Source organism: Nonomuraea sp. NPDC054003, from assembly GCF_055585125.1.
Window position 1 is genome coordinate 35,250 of the sequence record NZ_JBVJKR010000021.1, and the last position, 16,634, is coordinate 51,883.

Consider the following 16,634-nt stretch of genomic DNA (forward strand, 5'->3'; position numbering starts at 1 on the left):
GGGCTCCCCCACACCCCCCGCCGACCCCCTCCGACCACAGAAGTGACACCCGGCGCCGCCACCGGGTGTCTTTCCGCTGCCCGCGGTACGCCTCAGCCGACGTCGGCGTAGCTGTGGAGCCCGGAGATGAAGATGTTCACGCCGAACAGGTTGAACAGCAGGCAGGCGAAGGCGACGAGCTGGACGATGGTCGCCTTGTTCCCGCGCCAGCCCGCCGTGACGCGGGCGTGGAGGTAGGCCGCGTAGCCGATCCAGGTGATGAACGACCAGACCTCCTTGGGGTCCCAGCCCCAGTAGCGGCCCCACGCCTTGTCCGCCCAGAGCGCGCCCGCGATGACGGCGAACGTCCACAGCGGGAACGCCACCACGATGGCCTTGTGCGCGACCTTCTCCAGGTCGTCCTTGGACGGCAGCCGCGACAGCCCGTCACCGCGGATCAGGTAGAGGACGCCCGACGCCCCGGCCAGCACGAACATGCCGCTGGCCAGGATCGCGGCCGAGACGTGGATGGCGATCCAGTAGGAGTTGAGCGCCGGCACCACCGGCCCCGCCACCGTGTAGAACTTGAGCACGGCCAGCCCGAGCCCCAGCGCGGCCGAGACCATGACGAAGGCGCCGAGGAAGCGGATGTTCTGCCGCAGGTGGGCGACCAGGAACGCGGTCACGGCGGCGAAGCAGATGGCCACCACGAACTCGTACATGTTGCCCCACGGCCACCGGTCGACGGCCAGGCCGCGCGTGGCGATGGCGGTCAGGTTGGCGGCCCAGCCGAGCCAGGCGATCACCAGGGCGACCGTGCCGGCCTTGCGCGCCCAGGCCGGCGGCTCGGGCCCTTCGGCCACGGCTCCGCCTGACGCCTCCGCGATCTCTCCCGGGTGCGGCGTGTCGCCCTCGGCGCCCACGCCCACCGGAACGCGGGCGCCGCCCCGTACCTGGCGGGTCTCGGCGCGCGCCCGGCCGAACGCGAGCTCGACGGCGAACCCGATCATGGCTGCCAGGTAGAGCAGGACGGCGGCGACCACGAACAGGTCGCTCAGCTCTGCCAGTGTCTCAGCGGACATCCTTGTCTCCTGCTAGTTCCTTGACGATCTCGTCGAACTCTTCGGCGAACCCCGCCGCGGAGCCCTCGGTGCGGGTGAGCCCACCCACGTCGGCCCTGCCGTCCTTGACCCGCACCCACACCCGGCGGCGGCGGATCACGAGCGAGAACACGATGGCGATGGTGGCCGTGCCGGCCGCCAGCAGGGCCGGGAGCCGGCCGGGGTCGTAGGCGATCTGGAGCGTGATCCACTCCTTGACGCCGGTGAACTCCAGCTTGCCCGCCCCGCCGGGCAGCTCCAGCGACTTGCCCACGGCCAGCGGGTCGCCCGCCGCCTCGCCCATCACCAGCGGGTCGAGCTTCTTCATGATCTCGGGCGGGGCGAGCTCGTACACGGACTGCGGCACACCCGAGCGCAGCCCCAGGTCGCCGCTGAACGCGCCGAGAACCTGCACCTCCGGGACGACCGCGCCGGGGAAGGAGGAGGCGTGACCGCCGTCCGTGAGCGGCGTGCTGGTCGGCAGGAAGCGCAGCAGGAACCCGAGCTGCGACGGCTGGGCGTCGGGCACCTTGACCACGCATCCGGAGGTGAGCGTCGGCTTGTCCTCGATGAGGCACGGCACCGGCCCCTCGAAGGCGACCTGCCCCTCGCCGTCGGTGACCCGGAACTCGGGGGCGTAGCCGTGGCCGATGAGGTAGGTCTGGGTGCCGTTGACGTCGAGCGGCTCGTTGACCTTCAGCTCGTAGTCGCGGGCGGGCGCGCCCGGCGAGTCGTTGACCTTGAGATGGGCGGAGTAGTCGAGCTCCTGGCCCGAGTTGCCGCCGCCCACCTGGTAGGTCGCCTGGAAGTCGCTCAGCTCGAACGCGAACGGCTCCAGCGACTCGGCGTTGACCCGCGGCCCCGGCATGTAGCGGTCGTAGGCGGCGACGGTGTTGGCGAACCCGTCGCCCTCGACCACGAGCACGTTGCCGCGGTAGCCGAACACGGAGCCGATGCCGACGGCCGCCAGCAGGCCGAGCAGCGCGACGTGGAAGAGCAGGTTGCCGGTCTCGCGCAGGTAGCCCTTCTCGGCGGCCACCCAGCCGTCTCCGGTGACCACCCGGAAGCGCAGTTTGCGCAGCCGCCGGGCGGCCTCCTCGACGGTCAGGTCGCTCTCGAAGGCGGCGTGGTGGGGCAACCTGGACAGGTTGCGCGGCGCGGCGGGCGGCTTGCGGCGCAGCTCGCGCAGGTAGGTGCCGGTGCGCGGGACGATGCAGCCGATCAGCGAGGTGAACAGCAGCAGGTAGATGGCGGCGAACCAGACGGAGCTGAAGACGTCGAAGAGCTGGAACCGGTCGTACCAGACGGCCAGGCCCGGGCTCTCGTCGTAGAGGCGCGCCACCTGGTCGGGCTCGACTCCGCGCTGCGGGATCAGCGAGCCGGGGATGCTGGCCAGCGCGAACAGGAACAGCAGGAGCAGCGCCGTCTTCATCGAGGTGAGCGTGCGCCAAGACCAGCGGAGCCAGCCCGCCGGGCCCAGCCCTGCCCGCTTCGGCTCCTGCTTCCGCTCCAGGTCGGAGACAGTCATCAGATCACCGGCCTGAATCCGCCGATGAGCCCTTGCATGGTCGCGATCATCTCTCCCCACAGGCCGGTGACCAGGGCCACCCCGACGGCCACCATCATGCCGCCGCCGATCCTGGTGATCAGCCGGGAGTGGCGGCGGATGGCGCGGAAGGTGCGCAGCGCCTTGCTGTAGGCCAGGGCGGCGACGACGAACGGCAGCCCGAGCCCCAGCGCGTAGGCGACGGCCAGCAGCGCGCCGCGCGAGGCGCTGCCCTCGTTCAGCCCGAGCGTGAGCACCACGGCCAGGGTGGGCCCGATGCACGGCGTCCAGCCGAGCCCGAACACCACGCCGAGCAGCGGCGCCCCGGCGAGCCCGGCGGCGGGCAGCCGGTGGATGCGCACGTCGCGCATCAGCTGCGGGAAGACGCCCATGAAGGCCAGCCCGAGCAGGATCGTCAGCACACCGAGCACCCGCGTGATCAGGTCGGCGTTGACCAGCATGGCCTGGCCGAGCTGGCCGAACAGGGCGCCGCTGAGCACGAACACGGCCCCGAACCCGGCCACGAACAGCGTGGTGCCGAGCACCAGCCGCCCCCGCTTGGGATCGTCGCTCATGCCCGTCACGTACGAGAGATAGCCAGGGACCAGCGGCAGCACGCACGGCGACAGGAACGACACCAGCCCCGCCAGCAACGCGATCGGCACGGCCAGCAGCAGGGAGCCGGAGGCGACGACGTCACTCATCGCGCACCTTGAGCACCGCGTTCTTCAGGTCGGTGTAGCGGACCGCGCCGAGCGCCCTGGCCGCGATCCGGCCCTGCTTGTCGATGATGAGCGTGGACGGGATGGCGGCGGGCGGCACCGTGCCCTGGAAGGCCAGGGCGACCTTGCCCGGCTGGTCGTAGATGCTTGGGTAACCGGTGCCCTCGGTGCGTTCGAAGGCCAGCGCGTCGGCCCTGCGGTCCTTGAAGTCGACGCCGATGAACTCCACGCCGCCGGCCTTGGTCTCGGCCGCGACCTCCTTGAGCACCGGGGCCTCGGCCCGGCAGGGCGCGCACCAGGACGCCCAGAAGTTGATCACGACGACCTTGCCCTGGTGCGCGGCCAGCGAGGCCGTGCCGCCGTCGAGGGTCGGGCCCTCGACCGCCGGCGCGGGCTTGCGGTCGGCGGCCTCGAACACCTGCATCTTCCCGTCGCCCGCGACGAATCGCGTGTCGCCCGCCTGCGGTTGCCCGCTCTGACTGCCGGCGCATCCCGTCACCAGAACGGCGAGGAGGACCAGGGAGATTGACTTGGCGCGCACGGGAGGAAGATCTCCTTGTACTACAAGCGGTAGAGCTTGCAACTCTACCGGCGCGGTCAGGCGCCCGGCACGCTGGGGCCCCTGTCGATCGACCCGGCAGGCTCGCTGTAGCCGACGCTGACGAGCCGGTCGCCCTCGAACGTGAACGAGGTCAGGCTGGCCAGGGCGCACTGCCTGCGTCTCGGGTCGTGCCAGAGCCTGCGCCGGCCCTCCGCCGCCATCCGGACGGCCCAGATGGGCAGCTGGTGGCTGACCATGACGACCTCGTGGCCGCGCCCCGCCTCCCTGGCGTCGTCGATGGCCGTGCGCATGCGCGCGACGATCACCGGATAGGGCTCGCCCCAGGAAGGACGCATCGGGTTCCAGAAGTAGCGGTAGTTGCGCGGGCTGCGCAGGATCTGCAGCCCCTGCCCGACGGCCCGGCCTTCGAGCAGGTTGCCGGCCTCCAGCAGCCGCTCCTCAATGATCACCTCAAGCCCGTGGGCGGCCGCGACGGGGGCCGCGGTCTCGCGGGCGCGCTCCAGCGGCGAGCTGTAGACGGCCACGATGTCGCGCCCGGACACCGCCTTGGCGACGGTCTTGGCCATCAGCTCGCCCGTCTCGGACAGGTGGTAGCCCGGCAGCCTGCCGTAGAGAATGCCGCCGGGATTGTGCACCTCACCGTGGCGCAGCAGGTGGACGACGGTGGTTTCAGCCATGGTGGCCTCAGCTTATCCGCTCGGCGGTCCCTGATCGCCAGGGCTGATCGCCACCGGAGTAAAGTCGGGGCCTCCCGGAAGGAGCCGCCGATTGGATCCTCTGGCTCTGGTTCTCGTCCTGGTCGCGGCCGTCGCGCACGCGTCGTGGAACCTCCTGAGCAAGAAGGCCGCGCACGTCGACGGCCTGGTGTTCGTCTGGCTCGTGGCGGCGGCGGGCGCGGTGGTGTGGAGCCCGCTGTTCGCCGGGTTCCTGCTGGTGGCGCGGCCCCGGGTGGGGTGGGCGGACCTGGCGGTGATCGGGGTCAGCACCGCGATCCACATGGCGTACTTCCTGCTGCTGCAGCGGGGGTACGGCAGCGGCGACCTGTCGATCGTCTACCCGGTGGCGCGCGGCACGGGGCCGATGCTGGCGAGCCTGGTGGCGGTGCTGTTCCTGGGCGAGCGGCCGACGCCGGTGGGGATCGCCGGGATCCTCCTGGTGGGCGCCGGGGTGTTCCTGATGAGCGGGCGCGCCGGCGGGGCGGACCTGAAAGGGCTGGCGTTCGGGCTGGCCACCGGGGTGTTCATCGCCGCCTACACGGTGTGGGACTCGCGGGTGGTGAGCACCTTCGCGGTGGCGCCGATCCTGCTCAACTACCTGGGCGAGGTGGGGCGCATGATCGTGCTGGCCCCGTTCGTGCTGCGCGGGCGGCGGCGGGCGCTGATGGCGGCGGCCTGGCGGGCGCACCGGGGCACGATCGTGACGGCGGCGGTGCTCATCTTCGTGTCCTACCTGCTGGTGCTGGTGGCGTTCACCAGGGCGCCGGTGAGCCTGGTCGCGCCGGCGCGCGAGATCAGCGTGCTGATCGCGGTCGTGCTGGGCGGGCGGCTGCTCGCCGAGGACGGGCTGCGCCACCGCCTGCTGGCCGCGGGCGTGATCGTCGGCGGCGTGGTGGCCATCGCGCTCAGCTGATCCAGCCGTCCTGCGCGGTTTCGCCCGCCCGTACGAGAGCGTCGACCGTCGCCCTGATGGCGGGGCGGCGGGCGGCGTCGCTGCGCCAGAGCGCGTAGATCCGGCGGGTCTGGCGCGGCAGCAGGGGGACCAGCCGGACGCCCGCCGGCACCGGGTCGCGGCCCAGGCGCGGCACGATCGCGCAGCCGAGCCCGGCCGCGACCAGCGCGAGCTGGGTGGGGTACTCGTCGGCCATGGAGGCGATCTCCGGCTCCAGCTCGGCGCTGCGCAGCGTGAACACCAGCCAGTCGTGGCAGATGGTGCCGGGCGAGGAGCTGATCCACCGCTCGCCGCAGAGCGCGGACAGCTGGATCTCCCGTTCGCCGGCCAGCGGGTGGTTCGCGGGGAGCGCCACGTCGGCGATGTCCTCGAGCAGCGTCTTCCTGGACAGGCCGTCGGGGATGGGCATCGGCCGGTTGAGCCAGTCCTGCACGACCACCAGGTCGAGCTCTCCCCTGGCGACCTCGCGGACCACCCGTTCAGGCTCGCGCTCGTACAGTTGCACCGACAGGTCGGGGTGGCGCTGCCGGAGCTCGGCGAGGGTGAGCGGCATCAGGCCGCGGGCGGCGGTCGGGAACGCGCCCACGTTGAGCCTGCCGACGACCTGGCCGCGCAGCGCCTCGAAGTCGGCTTCGGCGGTCTCGACCAGGGCGAGGATGCGCTCCGCGTGCTCGGCGAGCAGCCCGGCGGCGTCCGTCAGCCGCACCCCGCGCCCGTTGCGCTCGACCAGCCGCGCGCCGGTCTCCCGCTCCAGCTTGGCTATCTGCTGCGACACGGCCGAGGGGGTGACCATCAGCGCGTCGGCGGCGGCTCCGACGGAGCCGTAGACGTGCACGGCGTGGAGGGCCTTGAGCCGGTTGAGGTCCAACATGTAAGCGAGTCTAAAGCGTTAAGCGTAGAAAGTCTCGCTTGTCCTTCACTCTGTAGCGTTGGAAAATAGTTGCATGCGAATCCTTAAGCCGAAGCAGAAGTCGTTCCAGTCCACCTCGTACCTGAAGACCCTCGCCGAGCAGGCCCGCGAGCAGCGCGCCGCCCGGGTCCGCAAGGCCGCCTAGATCCCCGCATGAACCCCGGGGCCGAGCCGCGATCCACAGGATCGCCGTGAACACGCTGAGACCCCCTCATCTGGCGCTCGCCATCGGGCTGGCCGCCGTCTGGGGGGTCAACTTCGTCGTCATGCAGGTGGGGCTGGAGCACTTCCCGCCCCTGCTGTACGCGGGCCTGCGGTTCGCGATGGCGGCCTTCCCCGCCCTGCTCCTGGTCGGCCGCCCGGCCGTGCCCTGGCGCTGGATCGCCGCGGTCGCCGCGACGACCGGCGCCGGCCAGTTCGCCCTGCTGCTCGTGGGCATGCGGGCCGGCATGCCGGCCGGGCTGACCTCGCTGGTCCTGCAGATGCAGGTGCTGTTCACGATCCTGTTCGCGGTGACGCTCCTCGGCGAGCGCCTCACCGCGCGCCGGGTGACGGGCCTGGCCGTCGCGTTCGGCGGCCTGGCCCTGGTGGCGCTCGACTTCGGCGCCTCCGGCCCGATCGGCGCCTTCGCCCTGTGCGTCGCCGCCGCCGCGGCCTGGGGCCTCGGCAACATCGCCCAGCGCAAGGCCGCCCCGCCCGACTCGCTGCGCTTCATGGTCTGGGTCAGCGCCCTGTCGTCGCCGCCGCTCCTGCTCCTGTCACTCTGGCTGGAGGGCGTCCCCACCCTGACGGCCCCGCTGGAGGGCTGGCTGTCCCTCCTGTACGTGGCCTTCGTCTCGACACTCGTCGGCTTCGGCGTCTGGGGCTTCCTCCTGCGCCGCTACGACGCCTCCACCGTCGCCCCCTACACGCTCCTCGTGCCGGTCTTCGGCATGACCTCGGCCGCCCTCTTCACCGGCGAGCCCTTCACCTGGCTCCGCATCGCCGCCGCCGTCCTCATCGTCACCGGCGTCCTGTACGCGGGCACCCGCCCACGCCGTCGGATCGCGGAACCACGTGCCCGCGAACCAGGGAAAGCCACGCTCGCGAAATAGCGACTCAGGGCACGGCAGATCAGCGAAAAGTTCGTCCGCGGATCAGGGATTGGATCTCTGGCAGATCTGGGAGAATAGCGCTCGCAGACCGTGAATTCCCACTTCGGAGACTAGATGGATCTCGTGCCCCGGCTCGCTGCAAGCCGGCTTAAGGAGCTGCTCAACGAGCTGCGGATCGTCGTCGTCAACGGCCCACGCCAGTGCGGCAAGACGACGCTCCTGCAGTCGTGCAGGCGCTTCGGTGACGCCACTTTCGCCACTCTCGACGACCCGTCACAGCTCGCGATCGCCCGCGATGATCCCCGGACCTTCGCCCGCCAGCAGCCGCAGCCCGTCATCATCGACGAGATCCAGCGCGCCGGCGACCCCTTGGTTCTGGCCATCAAGCAGGTCGTGGACGAGGACTGGCGCCCCGGCCAGTTCGTCCTCTCCGGATCCACCCGATTCCTCAGTGTGCCCACCCTGTCGGAGTCTCTCGCGGGACGGGTGGTCTTCGTCGATCTGTGGCCATTCGCCATGGCCGAACGCACCGGCGGCACCGGCGGCTTCTGCGACCAGGTGTTCGCCGATCCAACGTCGGTAACCGAGCGGCGGTCAGCCTGGACGCGGGAGGACTACCTCCGGCTGATCTGCCAGGGCAGCTATCCCGAGGTCCTCCGCCTCAGCTCCCCCCTCGCCCTGAGTAATTGGTTCCACGGCTACCTCGACACCGTGATCTCCCGCGACATCCGGGAGTTCGCGCACGTCGGCAAGGCCGGCGCGATCCCCGATCTGATCGCGCTGGTCGCCGCCCGCGCGGGCGGGCAGCTCGTCCTGGCCCAGCTCGCCAACAGTCTCGGGCTCGACGCGGCGACCGTCCGCTCCTATCTCGCCTACCTGGAGACGGTCTTCCTCGTCGCCTCCGCCCCGGCCTGGTCGAACAACTTCTCCTCCCGGGTGACGCACGCTCCGAAGACCTATGTGACCGACAGCGGTCTGGCTTCCCATCTACTGGATGTGGACGCCGACGCCCTGCTGGCCCCAGGCCACCCGGCACTCGGCGGGCTACTCGAAACGTTCGTCTTCGCCGAGTTGCTCAAACTGACGACGTTCGCCCAGCGGCACGTCGCCCTGCGCCACTACCGAGATCGGGACAAACGCGAGGTCGACTTCATCCTGGAACGCCGGGACGGCACGGTCATCGGCATCGAGGTCAAGGCTTCGGCCACGCCGAAGCCGGACGACGCCCGGTATCTGCGCTGGCTGCGAGACAACCTGGGCGACCGCTTCCGCGCCGGGTACGTGCTCCACCTCGGCGACACGAACCTGCCGTCGGGCGACCGGATCTTCTTCACCCCGCTGTCGGCGCTCTGGGAGCATGCGGCACCAACGAGTCTCACCCCGCCGTTGCCTGCCTCACGTGTTCCGGTTAGACCCGCCTCACACTCGGGGGTGCAGGGGGCCGGGAGGCCCCTTGCCAAGGGGAGCTGGGCTCCCCGCTGAGAGGAGCCCGAGCTCGGTGGCGCGGAGCGCCTGGGGGGCGAGGACCTTGGCCGGGAGGGCCTCTGTCACGTGCGGGTCAGAGGGCCGCGGCGGCGGCCTTGGCGGCGGCCGGGAGGGCGTCGGCCACCAGGCTCAGCGCGTCGTCGTCGTGGGAGGCGGACAGGAACCACGCCTCGTACGCCGACGGCGGCAGGTAGACGCCCTGGTCCAGCATCGAGTGGAAGAACGCCTTGTAGGCCGCGGTGCTCTGGGTCTGGGCGTCGGCGAAGTCCGTGACCTGGCGGTCGGTGAAGAAGATGGAGAACAGGTTGCCCGCCGTCTGCAGCCGGTGCGGCACGCCGGCGGCCGTCAGCGCCGAGGTGGCGGCCTCGGCGACGGCGCGGGCGGCGGCGCCGACCTCGGCGTAGGCGGCGTCGTCGAGCGCGCGCAGTGTGGCCAGCCCGGCGGCGCAGGCCAGCGGGTTGCCCGACAGGGTGCCCGCCTGGTAGACGGGACCCTCGGGAGCCAGATGCGCCATGACGTCGGCGCGCCCGCCGAACGCCGCCGCCGGGAGCCCTCCGCCCATGACCTTGCCGAACGTCATCAGGTCGGCGTCGACCGGGTCCAGCCCGTACCATCCGGAGCGCGAGACGCGGAAGCCCGTCAGGACCTCGTCCACGATGAGCAGCGCCCCGTGGCGGGTGCACAGCTCGCGCAGGCGGCTGTTGAAGCCGTCGAGCGGCGGCACGATGCCCATGTTGGCCGGGCACGCCTCGGTGATGACGCAGGCGATCTCCGCCGCCTCGAAGGCCTGCTCGACCAGGTCGATCGCGTTGTAGGGCAGCACGATCGTGTCGGCCGCCGAGGCGCCGGTCACGCCAGGCGTGTCGGGCAGCCCGAACGTGGCCACCCCCGACCCGGCCGACGCCAGCAGCGCGTCGACGTGCCCGTGGTAGCAGCCGGCGAACTTGACGACCTTGGACCGGCCGGTGAACCCGCGGGCCAGCCGCACCGCGCTCATCGTCGCCTCGGTGCCGGAGCTGACCAGCCGCACCTTCTCCACGGGCGCCACCCGGGCCACGATCTCCTCGGCCAGCTCGACCTCTCCCGGGGTCGCGGTCCCGTACGAGAAGCCGCGCGAGGCCGCCTCGGCCACCGCCTCCACGACCGCGGGGTGCCGGTGACCCAGGATCATCGGACCCCACGAGCACACCAGGTCGACGTAGCGGTTGCCGTCGGCGTCGGTGATGTAGGGCCCCTGGCCGGAGACCATGAAGCGCGGCGTGCCGCCGACCGCGCCGAACGCGCGGACCGGAGAGTTCACCCCGCCCGGCACGACGGCGCTGGCGCGGGCGAACAGATCGTCGGAGTTCTTTGTACGGCTCACGCGAAACAGGTTAGTCGGCGAGCCACTCCAGCACGCGGAGCGGGTCGGGGAGCGGGCGGCCGTCGGGGGTGCGCAGCCAGGAGACGGGCTGTCCGGTGGTGAGGGTGGACGGCGGGGCGAGGACGTAGCTGTCGCGGCAGTGCCAGCGCAGGCCAGGCGTGTCCTCGATGGTGGCCGGGTCGCAGTCGAGCTGACAGGACCACCACTCGTCCTCGTCGTCGGGGTTGCCGCGGGTGGCCACATAGAACAGGACCCGGTCGCCGTTGGCGGCGACCGGGCCTGAGGGAGCTCCGGCGGCGTCGATCCTGGCGAGGGCCGACAGGCCGGTGGAGAGCGGCACGTCGAACACGTCGAACACGCGGCCGGTGGGCAGGATGACGTTGGCCTCGGGGTCGTTGCGCCACCAGCGGGTGAGCTGCGCCGTGTCGGTCGTGGCCTGCAAGTTCCAGGCGGGCGACAGCGGGTGGGCGCCCGGGTCGGGACAGCCGACGCGGTCACACGAGCAGGCGCGGGGGCCGTTGCGCAGCGGGTGAGCGCCCGGCACGGCCGGCCATCCCAGAGCGGCGTAGCCGAGGACGGCGTCGAGCCGCGAATGCCGCGGTTTCCTTCTGGTACGGCGAGCCAGAGGTACCCCCACCATGGTGTCTCCCGTCGAAGTCACCGTGCCTGAGGCAGTCCCGTCTCCTGGCCTGGCGCACACGCGGGACACACCAGCACGTCTTATGGCACTCTAACGCACACGTCTCAGGACATGACCCGAACCCCATGGTTAGAGGCGGCGTGCCACCTCGGTCGCCCAGTAAGTGAGGATCAGGTCGGCCCCGGCGCGCTTGATCGACACCAGCGACTCCATGATCATGCGGTCGCGGTCGACCCAGCCGTTGGCGGCGGCGGCCTCGATCATCGCGTACTCGCCGCTCACCTGGTAGGCGGCGACGGGCACGTCCACCTCGTCACGGAAGCGGCGGATGACGTCGAGGTAGGCGAGCGCGGGCTTGACCATGACGGCGTCGGCCCCTTCGGCCAGGTCGAGCCTGGCCTCGCGGAGCGCCTCCTCCAGCGGGCCCGCCGGGTCCTGCTGGTGACTGGCCCGGTCGCCGAACTGGGGCGCGCACTCGGCGGCGTCCCTGAACGGCCCGTAGAAGGCCGAGGCGTACTTGGCCGTGTAGGCGAGGATCGGGACGCCGGTGAACCCGTCGGCGTCGAGCGCCGCCCTGATGACCCCGACCTGGCCGTCCATCATGCCGCTCGGCGCCACCATCTGGGAGCCGGCCCTGACCTGCGCGACCGCGATGGACGCGTAGCGCTCCAGGGTGGCGTCGTTGTCGACCTCGCCGCTCTCGGTGAGGATGCCGCAGTGGCCGTTGTCGGTGAACTCGTCGAGGCAGGTGTCGGCCATCACCACGATGGCGTCGCCGACCTCGGCGCTCACGTCGCGCAGCGCCACCTGCAGGATGCCGTCGGGGTCGTCGGCGGCCGAGCCGCGGGCGTCCTTGACGGCGGGCACGCCGAACAGGATCAGCCCGCCGACGCCGGCCTCTGCCGCGTCGAGCGCGGCCTTCCGCAGCGAGTCGCGGCTGTGCTGGTAGACGCCGGGCATGGAGCCGACCGGGTGGGGCTCCGCGATGCCCTCCTTGACGAACAGGGGCAGGATCAGGTCGGCGGGGTGCAGGCGGGTGCCGGCCACCATCCTGCGCAGCGCCGGGGTGCGGCGCAGCCTGCGCGGGCGGGCGACGGGGAACTCGGCGCTCACTTGGCCCTCCTTCTGGCGCCCCTGCGGTTCTGGGACGGCTTGCGCGGGGTGTCGCCGGCGGAGAGCGCCGCCGACCGCTGCTTGGCGCCGAACTCCGCCAGCGCTGTCGCCAGGGCCGAGGCGGAGGGCTTGCTCGCCATGACGTCCACGCGCAGCCCGAACTCCTCGGCCGTCTTGGCCGTCTGCGGCCCGATCACGGCGATGATCGTGACGTTGTGCGGCTTGCCGGCGATGCCGACGAGGTTGCGTACGGTCGAGGACGAGGTGAACAGCACGGCGTCGAAGCCGCCGCCCTTGATCGCCTCGCGGATCGGGGCGGGCGGCGGCGCGGCCCGCACGGTGCGGTAGGCGGTGACGTCGTCGCACTCCCAGCCGAGCTCGGTGAGCCCGGCGACGAGCGTGTCGGTCGAGATGTCGGCCCTGGGCAGCAGCACCCGGTTGATCGGGTCGAGCATCGAGTCGTACGGCGGCCACTCGTCCACGAGCCCTTCCGACGACTGCTCGCCGGAGGGCAGCAGGTCGGGCCGGACGCCGAACTCGATCAGCGCCCGCGCGGTGGCGTCGCCGACCGCGGCGACCTTGAGCCCGGCGAAGGCACGCGCGTCGAGCCCGTACTCCTCGAACTTCTCCCGCACCGCCTTGACGGCGTTGGCGCTGGTGAAGGCCACCCACTCGTAGCGGCCGGTGACCAGGCCCTTGATGGCGCGGTCCATCTGCTGCGGGGTGCGCGGCGGCTCGACCGAGATGGTCGGCACCTCCTCCGGCACCGCGCCGTACGAGACGAGCTGCTCGGACAGGGCCTGGGACTGCTCCCTCGTGCGCGGGACCAGCACCCGCCAGCCGAACAGCGGCTTGGTCTCGAACCACGACAGCGTGTCGCGCATGCGGACGGCCTCGCCCACCGTGATCAGGGCGCGCTCGGCCAGCGCGGCGTGCTTGAGGTCGGCCTGCAGCCTGCCGAGGGTGGACACCACGGTGTGCTGCTCGGTGGTGGTGCCTGAAGCGGTGACGGCCACCGGAGTGGTGTCGGGCTTGCCCCCGCCGATCAGCGCCTTGCCGATGGCCACGGCCTCGGGCAGGCCGTTGTAGATGACGAGCGTGCCGGGGCAGGCGGCGTGGGAGGCCCAGTCCTGCTCCCGGGCGGCGTCGACGACGCGGAACTCCGGCGTCGACATCGCGGAGGGGATGCCCGCGTAGGCGAGCACGGCGGTCGCGGACGGCACGCCGGGCACGATCTCGAAGTCCACCTCAGCCGCGGCGCAGGCCGCGACCTCCTCGGAGACCGAGGAGAACAGCATCGGGTCGCCCTCGCACAGGCGCACGACGAGCCGGCCGGCGGCGGCGTGGCCGAGGTAGTCGCCCTCGGTCACCTCCACCTCGGGCCGGCTGTGACGGAGCAGGGACCGGTGGGCCTCCACACCCGGCACGACGACGTCGGCCTTGCCGAGCAGCTCGGCGCCACGCAGCGTGAGGAGGTTGGGATCACCGGGCCCGGCGCCAACGAACGCGACGAAACCGGAGGTAGGACTATCGGAGCTCAATGGGAATGCTCCCCCATCAATCTGTCGGCCCCTTCGCGAAGCATCTCGGCCGCGAGCCGGCGACCCAGATCTTCCGCCTCCGAAGGAGAGCCGGCGGTGGACTTGCGCACCGCCTGACGGCCGTCGACAGCGACGACCGCGGCGGTCAGGTTGAGAGTCTGCCCGTCATCGAGCCCGAAAGCACCCACAGGGGCAGAGCAGCCCGCTTCGAGCGCGGCCAGGATGGCCCGCTCGGCGGCCACCGCGGAGCGGGTCCGCGGGTCGTCGAGCTGACCGAGGAACTCGACCATGTTGGCCCGGTCGGCGAGGCACTCCACGGCCAGCGAGCCCTGGCCCGGGGCGGGCAGCACCCGGTCGACCTCGAAGATCTCGGCGATCTCGGCGGTCCGCCCGATCCTGGTGAGACCGGCCGAGGCGAGCACGACCGCGTCCAGCTCGCCGGCGGCGATCTTGCCGATGCGGGTCTCGGCGTTGCCGCGGATCGGCACGTACTCCAGGTCGGGACGGAGCGCGCGGAGCATGGCGACGCGGCGCGGCGAGCCCGTGCCGACGCGGGCGCCCGGAGGCAGGTCGGCGAACTTGGCCGGGCCGACGAGCGCGTCGCGGTGGTCGTGGCGGGTGGGGAGCGCGGCCAGCTCGATACGCGGGTCGGGCTTGGTCGGCAGGTCCTTCAGGGAGTGGACGGCGAAGTCGATCTCGCCTTCGAGCAGCTTGTCGCGCAGCGCGCTGACGAACACGCCGGTGCCGCCGAGCTGGGCCAGGTGGGCCTTGCTCACGTCGCCGAACGTCGTGACGCCGACGAGCTCGATGGCGCGTCCGGTGTGTTCTGTGTAAGCGTCGGCGACCATCCGCGACTGCGTCGTGGCCATCAGGCTGCGACGGGTGCCCAGCTTCAAGGGCTGCGGGGTCACAGCTCTACCTCCCTTACGGCTTCGGGCATCTTCGGATCCAGGTCGAACAGCTCGCGCAGCGCTTCCGCATAATGATCGCCTCCAGGAGAGGTGGCGAGCCGCTTGACACGCACAGTGGGCTCGTGCAGGAGCTTGTCGACGACCCTCTGCACGGTCAGGGTCACCTCGTCCCTGGTCTTCTCGTCCAGGCCGGGCACCCTCATCATCAGCCTGCCCAGCTCGGACTCGACCACCCCCGCGGCCTTGCTGCGCAGCGCCACCACCGTCGGGGTGACGCGGGAGGCACGGGCGGCGTCGAGGTAGGCGGTCAGCTCCTCGGCGAGGAGCCAGCGCGCGGAACGCACCGCGTCGCCCTCACGGTAGCCGATGCCGGACTCGTGGATGGTCTCCAGGTCGACCAGGGTGACGCCGGGGACGGCGCGCACGGCCGGGTCGATGTCGTGGGGCAGCGCCAGGTCGAGCAGGAACGCGCCGCGCGTCACCATGTCGGCGGTGATCACGTGGCGGCCGGCGCCGGTGCAGGTGATGACGAGGTCGGCGTCGGCCAGCTCGCGGCCGACCGCCTCGAACGCCACCGCCCGGCCGCCGACGGACGCGGCCAGCCGGGCGCCGCGCTCGTATGTACGGTTGGCGATGACGATGTCGGTCACCCCTGCGCGCGCGAGCGTCACGGCGGCCAGGGAGCTCATCGAGCCCGCGCCGACCACCAGCGCGCGCCGTCCGGCCAGCTCGCCGGCCAGCGCCAGGCCGGCGCTCACCAGGGAGGCGCCGGCCTTGTCGATGCCGGTCTCGGTCTGGGCCCGCTTGCCGACCCGCAGCGCGTGCTGGGCCAGTTCGTTCAGGGTGGCGCCGACGGTGCCGTGCTTCTGGGCGAGCTTGAGCGCCTGGCGCACCTGGCCGAGGATCTGGCCCTCGCCGACCACCATCGAGTCGAGGCCGCACACGACGGAGAACAGGTGCTCGACGGCCTGCTCCTCGTAGTGCACGTAAAGGTGCGGGGTCAGCTCGTCGACGGGCACGCCGGAGTGGCGGCTGAGCAGCCCGGTGACGGCGGAGACGGCCGCGTGGAAGCGGTCGACGGCGGTGTAGACCTCGACCCTGTTGCAGGTCGAAACCACGAAGGTCTCCGCCACGCACAGGTCTTCCTGCACGTCGTGCAGCAGCTTGGTCAGCGCGTCGCCGGTCACGGACACGCGTTCCAGCATGGCCACCGGGGCGGTCCGGTGGCTCAGGCCGATCGCCAGAACGCTCATTGCGTGTCCACTGCCATGAGTGGCCCCCCAGCCTTGCGTTGCTCGTGGAACGCCAGAATCTGCAGCTCGATGGAAAGGTCGACCTTCCGGACGTCGACGGTGTCCGGGACGGTGAGGACCACCGGAGCGAAGTTGAGGATGCTGGTGACGCCAGCCGCAACCACACGATCGCACACTTCCTGTGCCGCCGCCGCCGGTGTAGCCAGAACCACGATCGAGACTCCACGCCGCTTGATCGCGGCTTCTAGCGCATCAATATGTTCAACATTCAACCCCGCAATGGTGTCGCCCACGACTTCGGGGTCGGCGTCGAACATCGCGGCGACGCGGAAACCCCTGGAGACGAAGCCGCCGTAGTTGGCCAGCGCGCGGCCGAGGTTGCCGATGCCGACGATGGCGACGGCCCAGTCTTGGGTCAGGCCCAGCTCACGGGAGATCTGGTAGACGAGGTACTCCACGTCGTAGCCGACGCCGCGGGTGCCGTAGGAGCCCAGGTGCGACAGGTCCTTGCGGAGCTTGGCCGAGTTGACCCCGGCCGCGGAGGCGAGGTCCTCCGAGCTGACCGTCGCGATCCCCCGCTCCGCCATCAAGTGCAGCGCCCGCAGGTACAACGGCAGCCTGGCGACCGTAGCCTCGGGGATGCCGCGATCGCGGGGGTGGGACGGACTCTTCACCTGCGGGAGCTCCAGGGGAACGGGCGGCGGTGAGCCGCGTGGCGGGATGGAACCGTCTTTCAGGTTAATCCCT

16 protein-coding genes are annotated in these 16,634 nt (G+C 71.5%); 3 read left to right on the forward strand and 13 right to left on the reverse strand.

Features of this window, described 5'->3' with window-relative positions; genetic code table 11:
• Positions 1-92 precede the first annotated feature (92 nt).
• The 5 genes from ccsA to ACZ6YG_RS39490 are packed head-to-tail and all read right to left on the reverse strand — an operon-like array spanning position 93 to position 4,586.
• On the reverse strand, positions 93-1,061 hold the full coding sequence (gene ccsA / locus ACZ6YG_RS39470; protein WP_466020786.1) for a cytochrome c biogenesis protein CcsA: 969 nt from the start codon (positions 1,059-1,061) through the stop codon (positions 93-95).
• Entirely contained in the window at positions 1,051-2,607 is a 1,557-nt protein-coding gene (gene resB / locus ACZ6YG_RS39475; protein WP_148036362.1) for a cytochrome c biogenesis protein ResB, read from the reverse strand. Before resB ends, ccsA begins: the two co-directional genes overlap by 11 nt.
• Positions 2,607-3,329, reverse strand: coding sequence for a cytochrome c biogenesis CcdA family protein (locus tag ACZ6YG_RS39480; RefSeq protein WP_219544846.1), 723 nt, complete (start codon positions 3,327-3,329; stop codon positions 2,607-2,609). Before ACZ6YG_RS39480 ends, resB begins: the two co-directional genes overlap by 1 nt.
• On the reverse strand, positions 3,322-3,888 hold the full coding sequence (locus ACZ6YG_RS39485; protein WP_466020787.1) for a TlpA family protein disulfide reductase: 567 nt from the start codon (positions 3,886-3,888) through the stop codon (positions 3,322-3,324). The genes ACZ6YG_RS39480 and ACZ6YG_RS39485 overlap by 8 nt, the downstream gene beginning before the upstream one ends.
• Before the next feature lie 56 nt (positions 3,889-3,944).
• On the reverse strand, positions 3,945-4,586 hold the full coding sequence (locus ACZ6YG_RS39490) for a histidine phosphatase family protein (protein ID WP_219544844.1): 642 nt from the start codon (positions 4,584-4,586) through the stop codon (positions 3,945-3,947).
• 91 nt (positions 4,587-4,677) lie between these two features.
• On the opposite strand from ACZ6YG_RS39490, the gene ACZ6YG_RS39495 reads away from it, so the two are divergent.
• The gene (locus ACZ6YG_RS39495; protein ID WP_466020788.1) at positions 4,678-5,538 is read left to right on the forward strand and encodes an EamA family transporter; all 861 of its coding nucleotides are present in this window, start codon (positions 4,678-4,680) and stop codon (positions 5,536-5,538) included.
• Here the strand turns inward: ACZ6YG_RS39495 and ACZ6YG_RS39500 are convergent.
• On the reverse strand, positions 5,531-6,448 hold the full coding sequence (locus ACZ6YG_RS39500; RefSeq protein WP_148036357.1) for a LysR family transcriptional regulator: 918 nt from the start codon (positions 6,446-6,448) through the stop codon (positions 5,531-5,533). The two genes, ACZ6YG_RS39495 and ACZ6YG_RS39500, sit on opposite strands and share 8 nt — an antisense overlap.
• Positions 6,449-6,678: 230 nt before the next feature.
• Between ACZ6YG_RS39500 and ACZ6YG_RS39505 the strand changes: the two genes are divergently transcribed.
• Both ACZ6YG_RS39505 and ACZ6YG_RS39510 read left to right on the forward strand, forming a co-directional pair.
• Positions 6,679-7,581 (forward strand): EamA family transporter, encoded by a 903-nt coding sequence (locus tag ACZ6YG_RS39505; RefSeq protein WP_261809034.1) that lies wholly within the window; start codon positions 6,679-6,681, stop codon positions 7,579-7,581.
• 114 nt (positions 7,582-7,695) lie between these two features.
• On the forward strand, positions 7,696-9,063 hold the full coding sequence (locus tag ACZ6YG_RS39510; RefSeq protein WP_466020789.1) for an ATP-binding protein: 1,368 nt from the start codon (positions 7,696-7,698) through the stop codon (positions 9,061-9,063).
• 76 nt (positions 9,064-9,139) lie between these two features.
• Here the strand turns inward: ACZ6YG_RS39510 and hemL are convergent, their stop codons facing one another.
• The 7 genes from hemL to ACZ6YG_RS39545 form a co-directional block, all read right to left on the reverse strand.
• Positions 9,140-10,429, reverse strand: a complete 1,290-nt coding sequence (hemL, locus tag ACZ6YG_RS39515) for a glutamate-1-semialdehyde 2,1-aminomutase (RefSeq protein ID WP_397196652.1) — start codon at positions 10,427-10,429, stop codon at positions 9,140-9,142.
• Positions 10,430-10,439: 10 nt separating this feature from the next.
• Positions 10,440-11,069, reverse strand: a complete 630-nt coding sequence (locus ACZ6YG_RS39520; RefSeq protein ID WP_466020790.1) for a bifunctional DNA primase/polymerase — start codon at positions 11,067-11,069, stop codon at positions 10,440-10,442.
• 129 nt (positions 11,070-11,198) lie between these two features.
• Complete coding sequence (gene hemB / locus ACZ6YG_RS39525) at positions 11,199-12,182, reverse strand: porphobilinogen synthase (protein WP_148036354.1); 984 nt, start codon at positions 12,180-12,182, stop codon at positions 11,199-11,201.
• Positions 12,179-13,723: a bifunctional uroporphyrinogen-III C-methyltransferase/uroporphyrinogen-III synthase gene (locus tag ACZ6YG_RS39530; protein WP_466020791.1), complete on the reverse strand. Its 1,545-nt coding sequence runs from the start codon at positions 13,721-13,723 to the stop codon at positions 12,179-12,181. The genes hemB and ACZ6YG_RS39530 overlap by 4 nt, the downstream gene beginning before the upstream one ends.
• Positions 13,720-14,634: a hydroxymethylbilane synthase gene (gene hemC, locus ACZ6YG_RS39535; RefSeq protein WP_466020792.1), complete on the reverse strand. Its 915-nt coding sequence runs from the start codon at positions 14,632-14,634 to the stop codon at positions 13,720-13,722. Before hemC ends, ACZ6YG_RS39530 begins: the two co-directional genes overlap by 4 nt.
• Positions 14,631-15,887, reverse strand: coding sequence for a glutamyl-tRNA reductase (locus ACZ6YG_RS39540; protein WP_466020793.1), 1,257 nt, complete (start codon positions 15,885-15,887; stop codon positions 14,631-14,633). The genes hemC and ACZ6YG_RS39540 overlap by 4 nt, the downstream gene beginning before the upstream one ends.
• On the reverse strand, positions 15,884-16,561 hold the full coding sequence (locus ACZ6YG_RS39545) for a redox-sensing transcriptional repressor Rex (protein WP_148036350.1): 678 nt from the start codon (positions 16,559-16,561) through the stop codon (positions 15,884-15,886). The genes ACZ6YG_RS39540 and ACZ6YG_RS39545 overlap by 4 nt, the downstream gene beginning before the upstream one ends.
• Positions 16,562-16,634: the final 73 nt, after the last annotated feature.

Bases quoted from the DNA above. Each gene is read 5' to 3' on its own strand.
- ACZ6YG_RS39500 (WP_148036357.1), bottom strand. From the start codon at position 6,448: ATGTTGGACCTCAACCGGCTCAAGGCCCTCCACGCCGTGCACGTCTAC.
- ACZ6YG_RS39490 (WP_219544844.1), bottom strand. From the start codon at position 4,586: ATGGCTGAAACCACCGTCGTCCACCTGCTGCGCCACGGTGAGGTGCAC.
- ACZ6YG_RS39520 (WP_466020790.1), bottom strand. From the start codon at position 11,069: ATGGTGGGGGTACCTCTGGCTCGCCGTACCAGAAGGAAACCGCGGCAT.
- ccsA (WP_466020786.1), bottom strand. From the start codon at position 1,061: ATGTCCGCTGAGACACTGGCAGAGCTGAGCGACCTGTTCGTGGTCGCC.
- ACZ6YG_RS39480 (WP_219544846.1), bottom strand. From the start codon at position 3,329: ATGAGTGACGTCGTCGCCTCCGGCTCCCTGCTGCTGGCCGTGCCGATC.
- resB (WP_148036362.1), bottom strand. From the start codon at position 2,607: ATGACTGTCTCCGACCTGGAGCGGAAGCAGGAGCCGAAGCGGGCAGGG.
- ACZ6YG_RS39510 (WP_466020789.1), top strand. From the start codon at position 7,696: ATGGATCTCGTGCCCCGGCTCGCTGCAAGCCGGCTTAAGGAGCTGCTC.
- ACZ6YG_RS39540 (WP_466020793.1), bottom strand. From the start codon at position 15,887: ATGAGCGTTCTGGCGATCGGCCTGAGCCACCGGACCGCCCCGGTGGCC.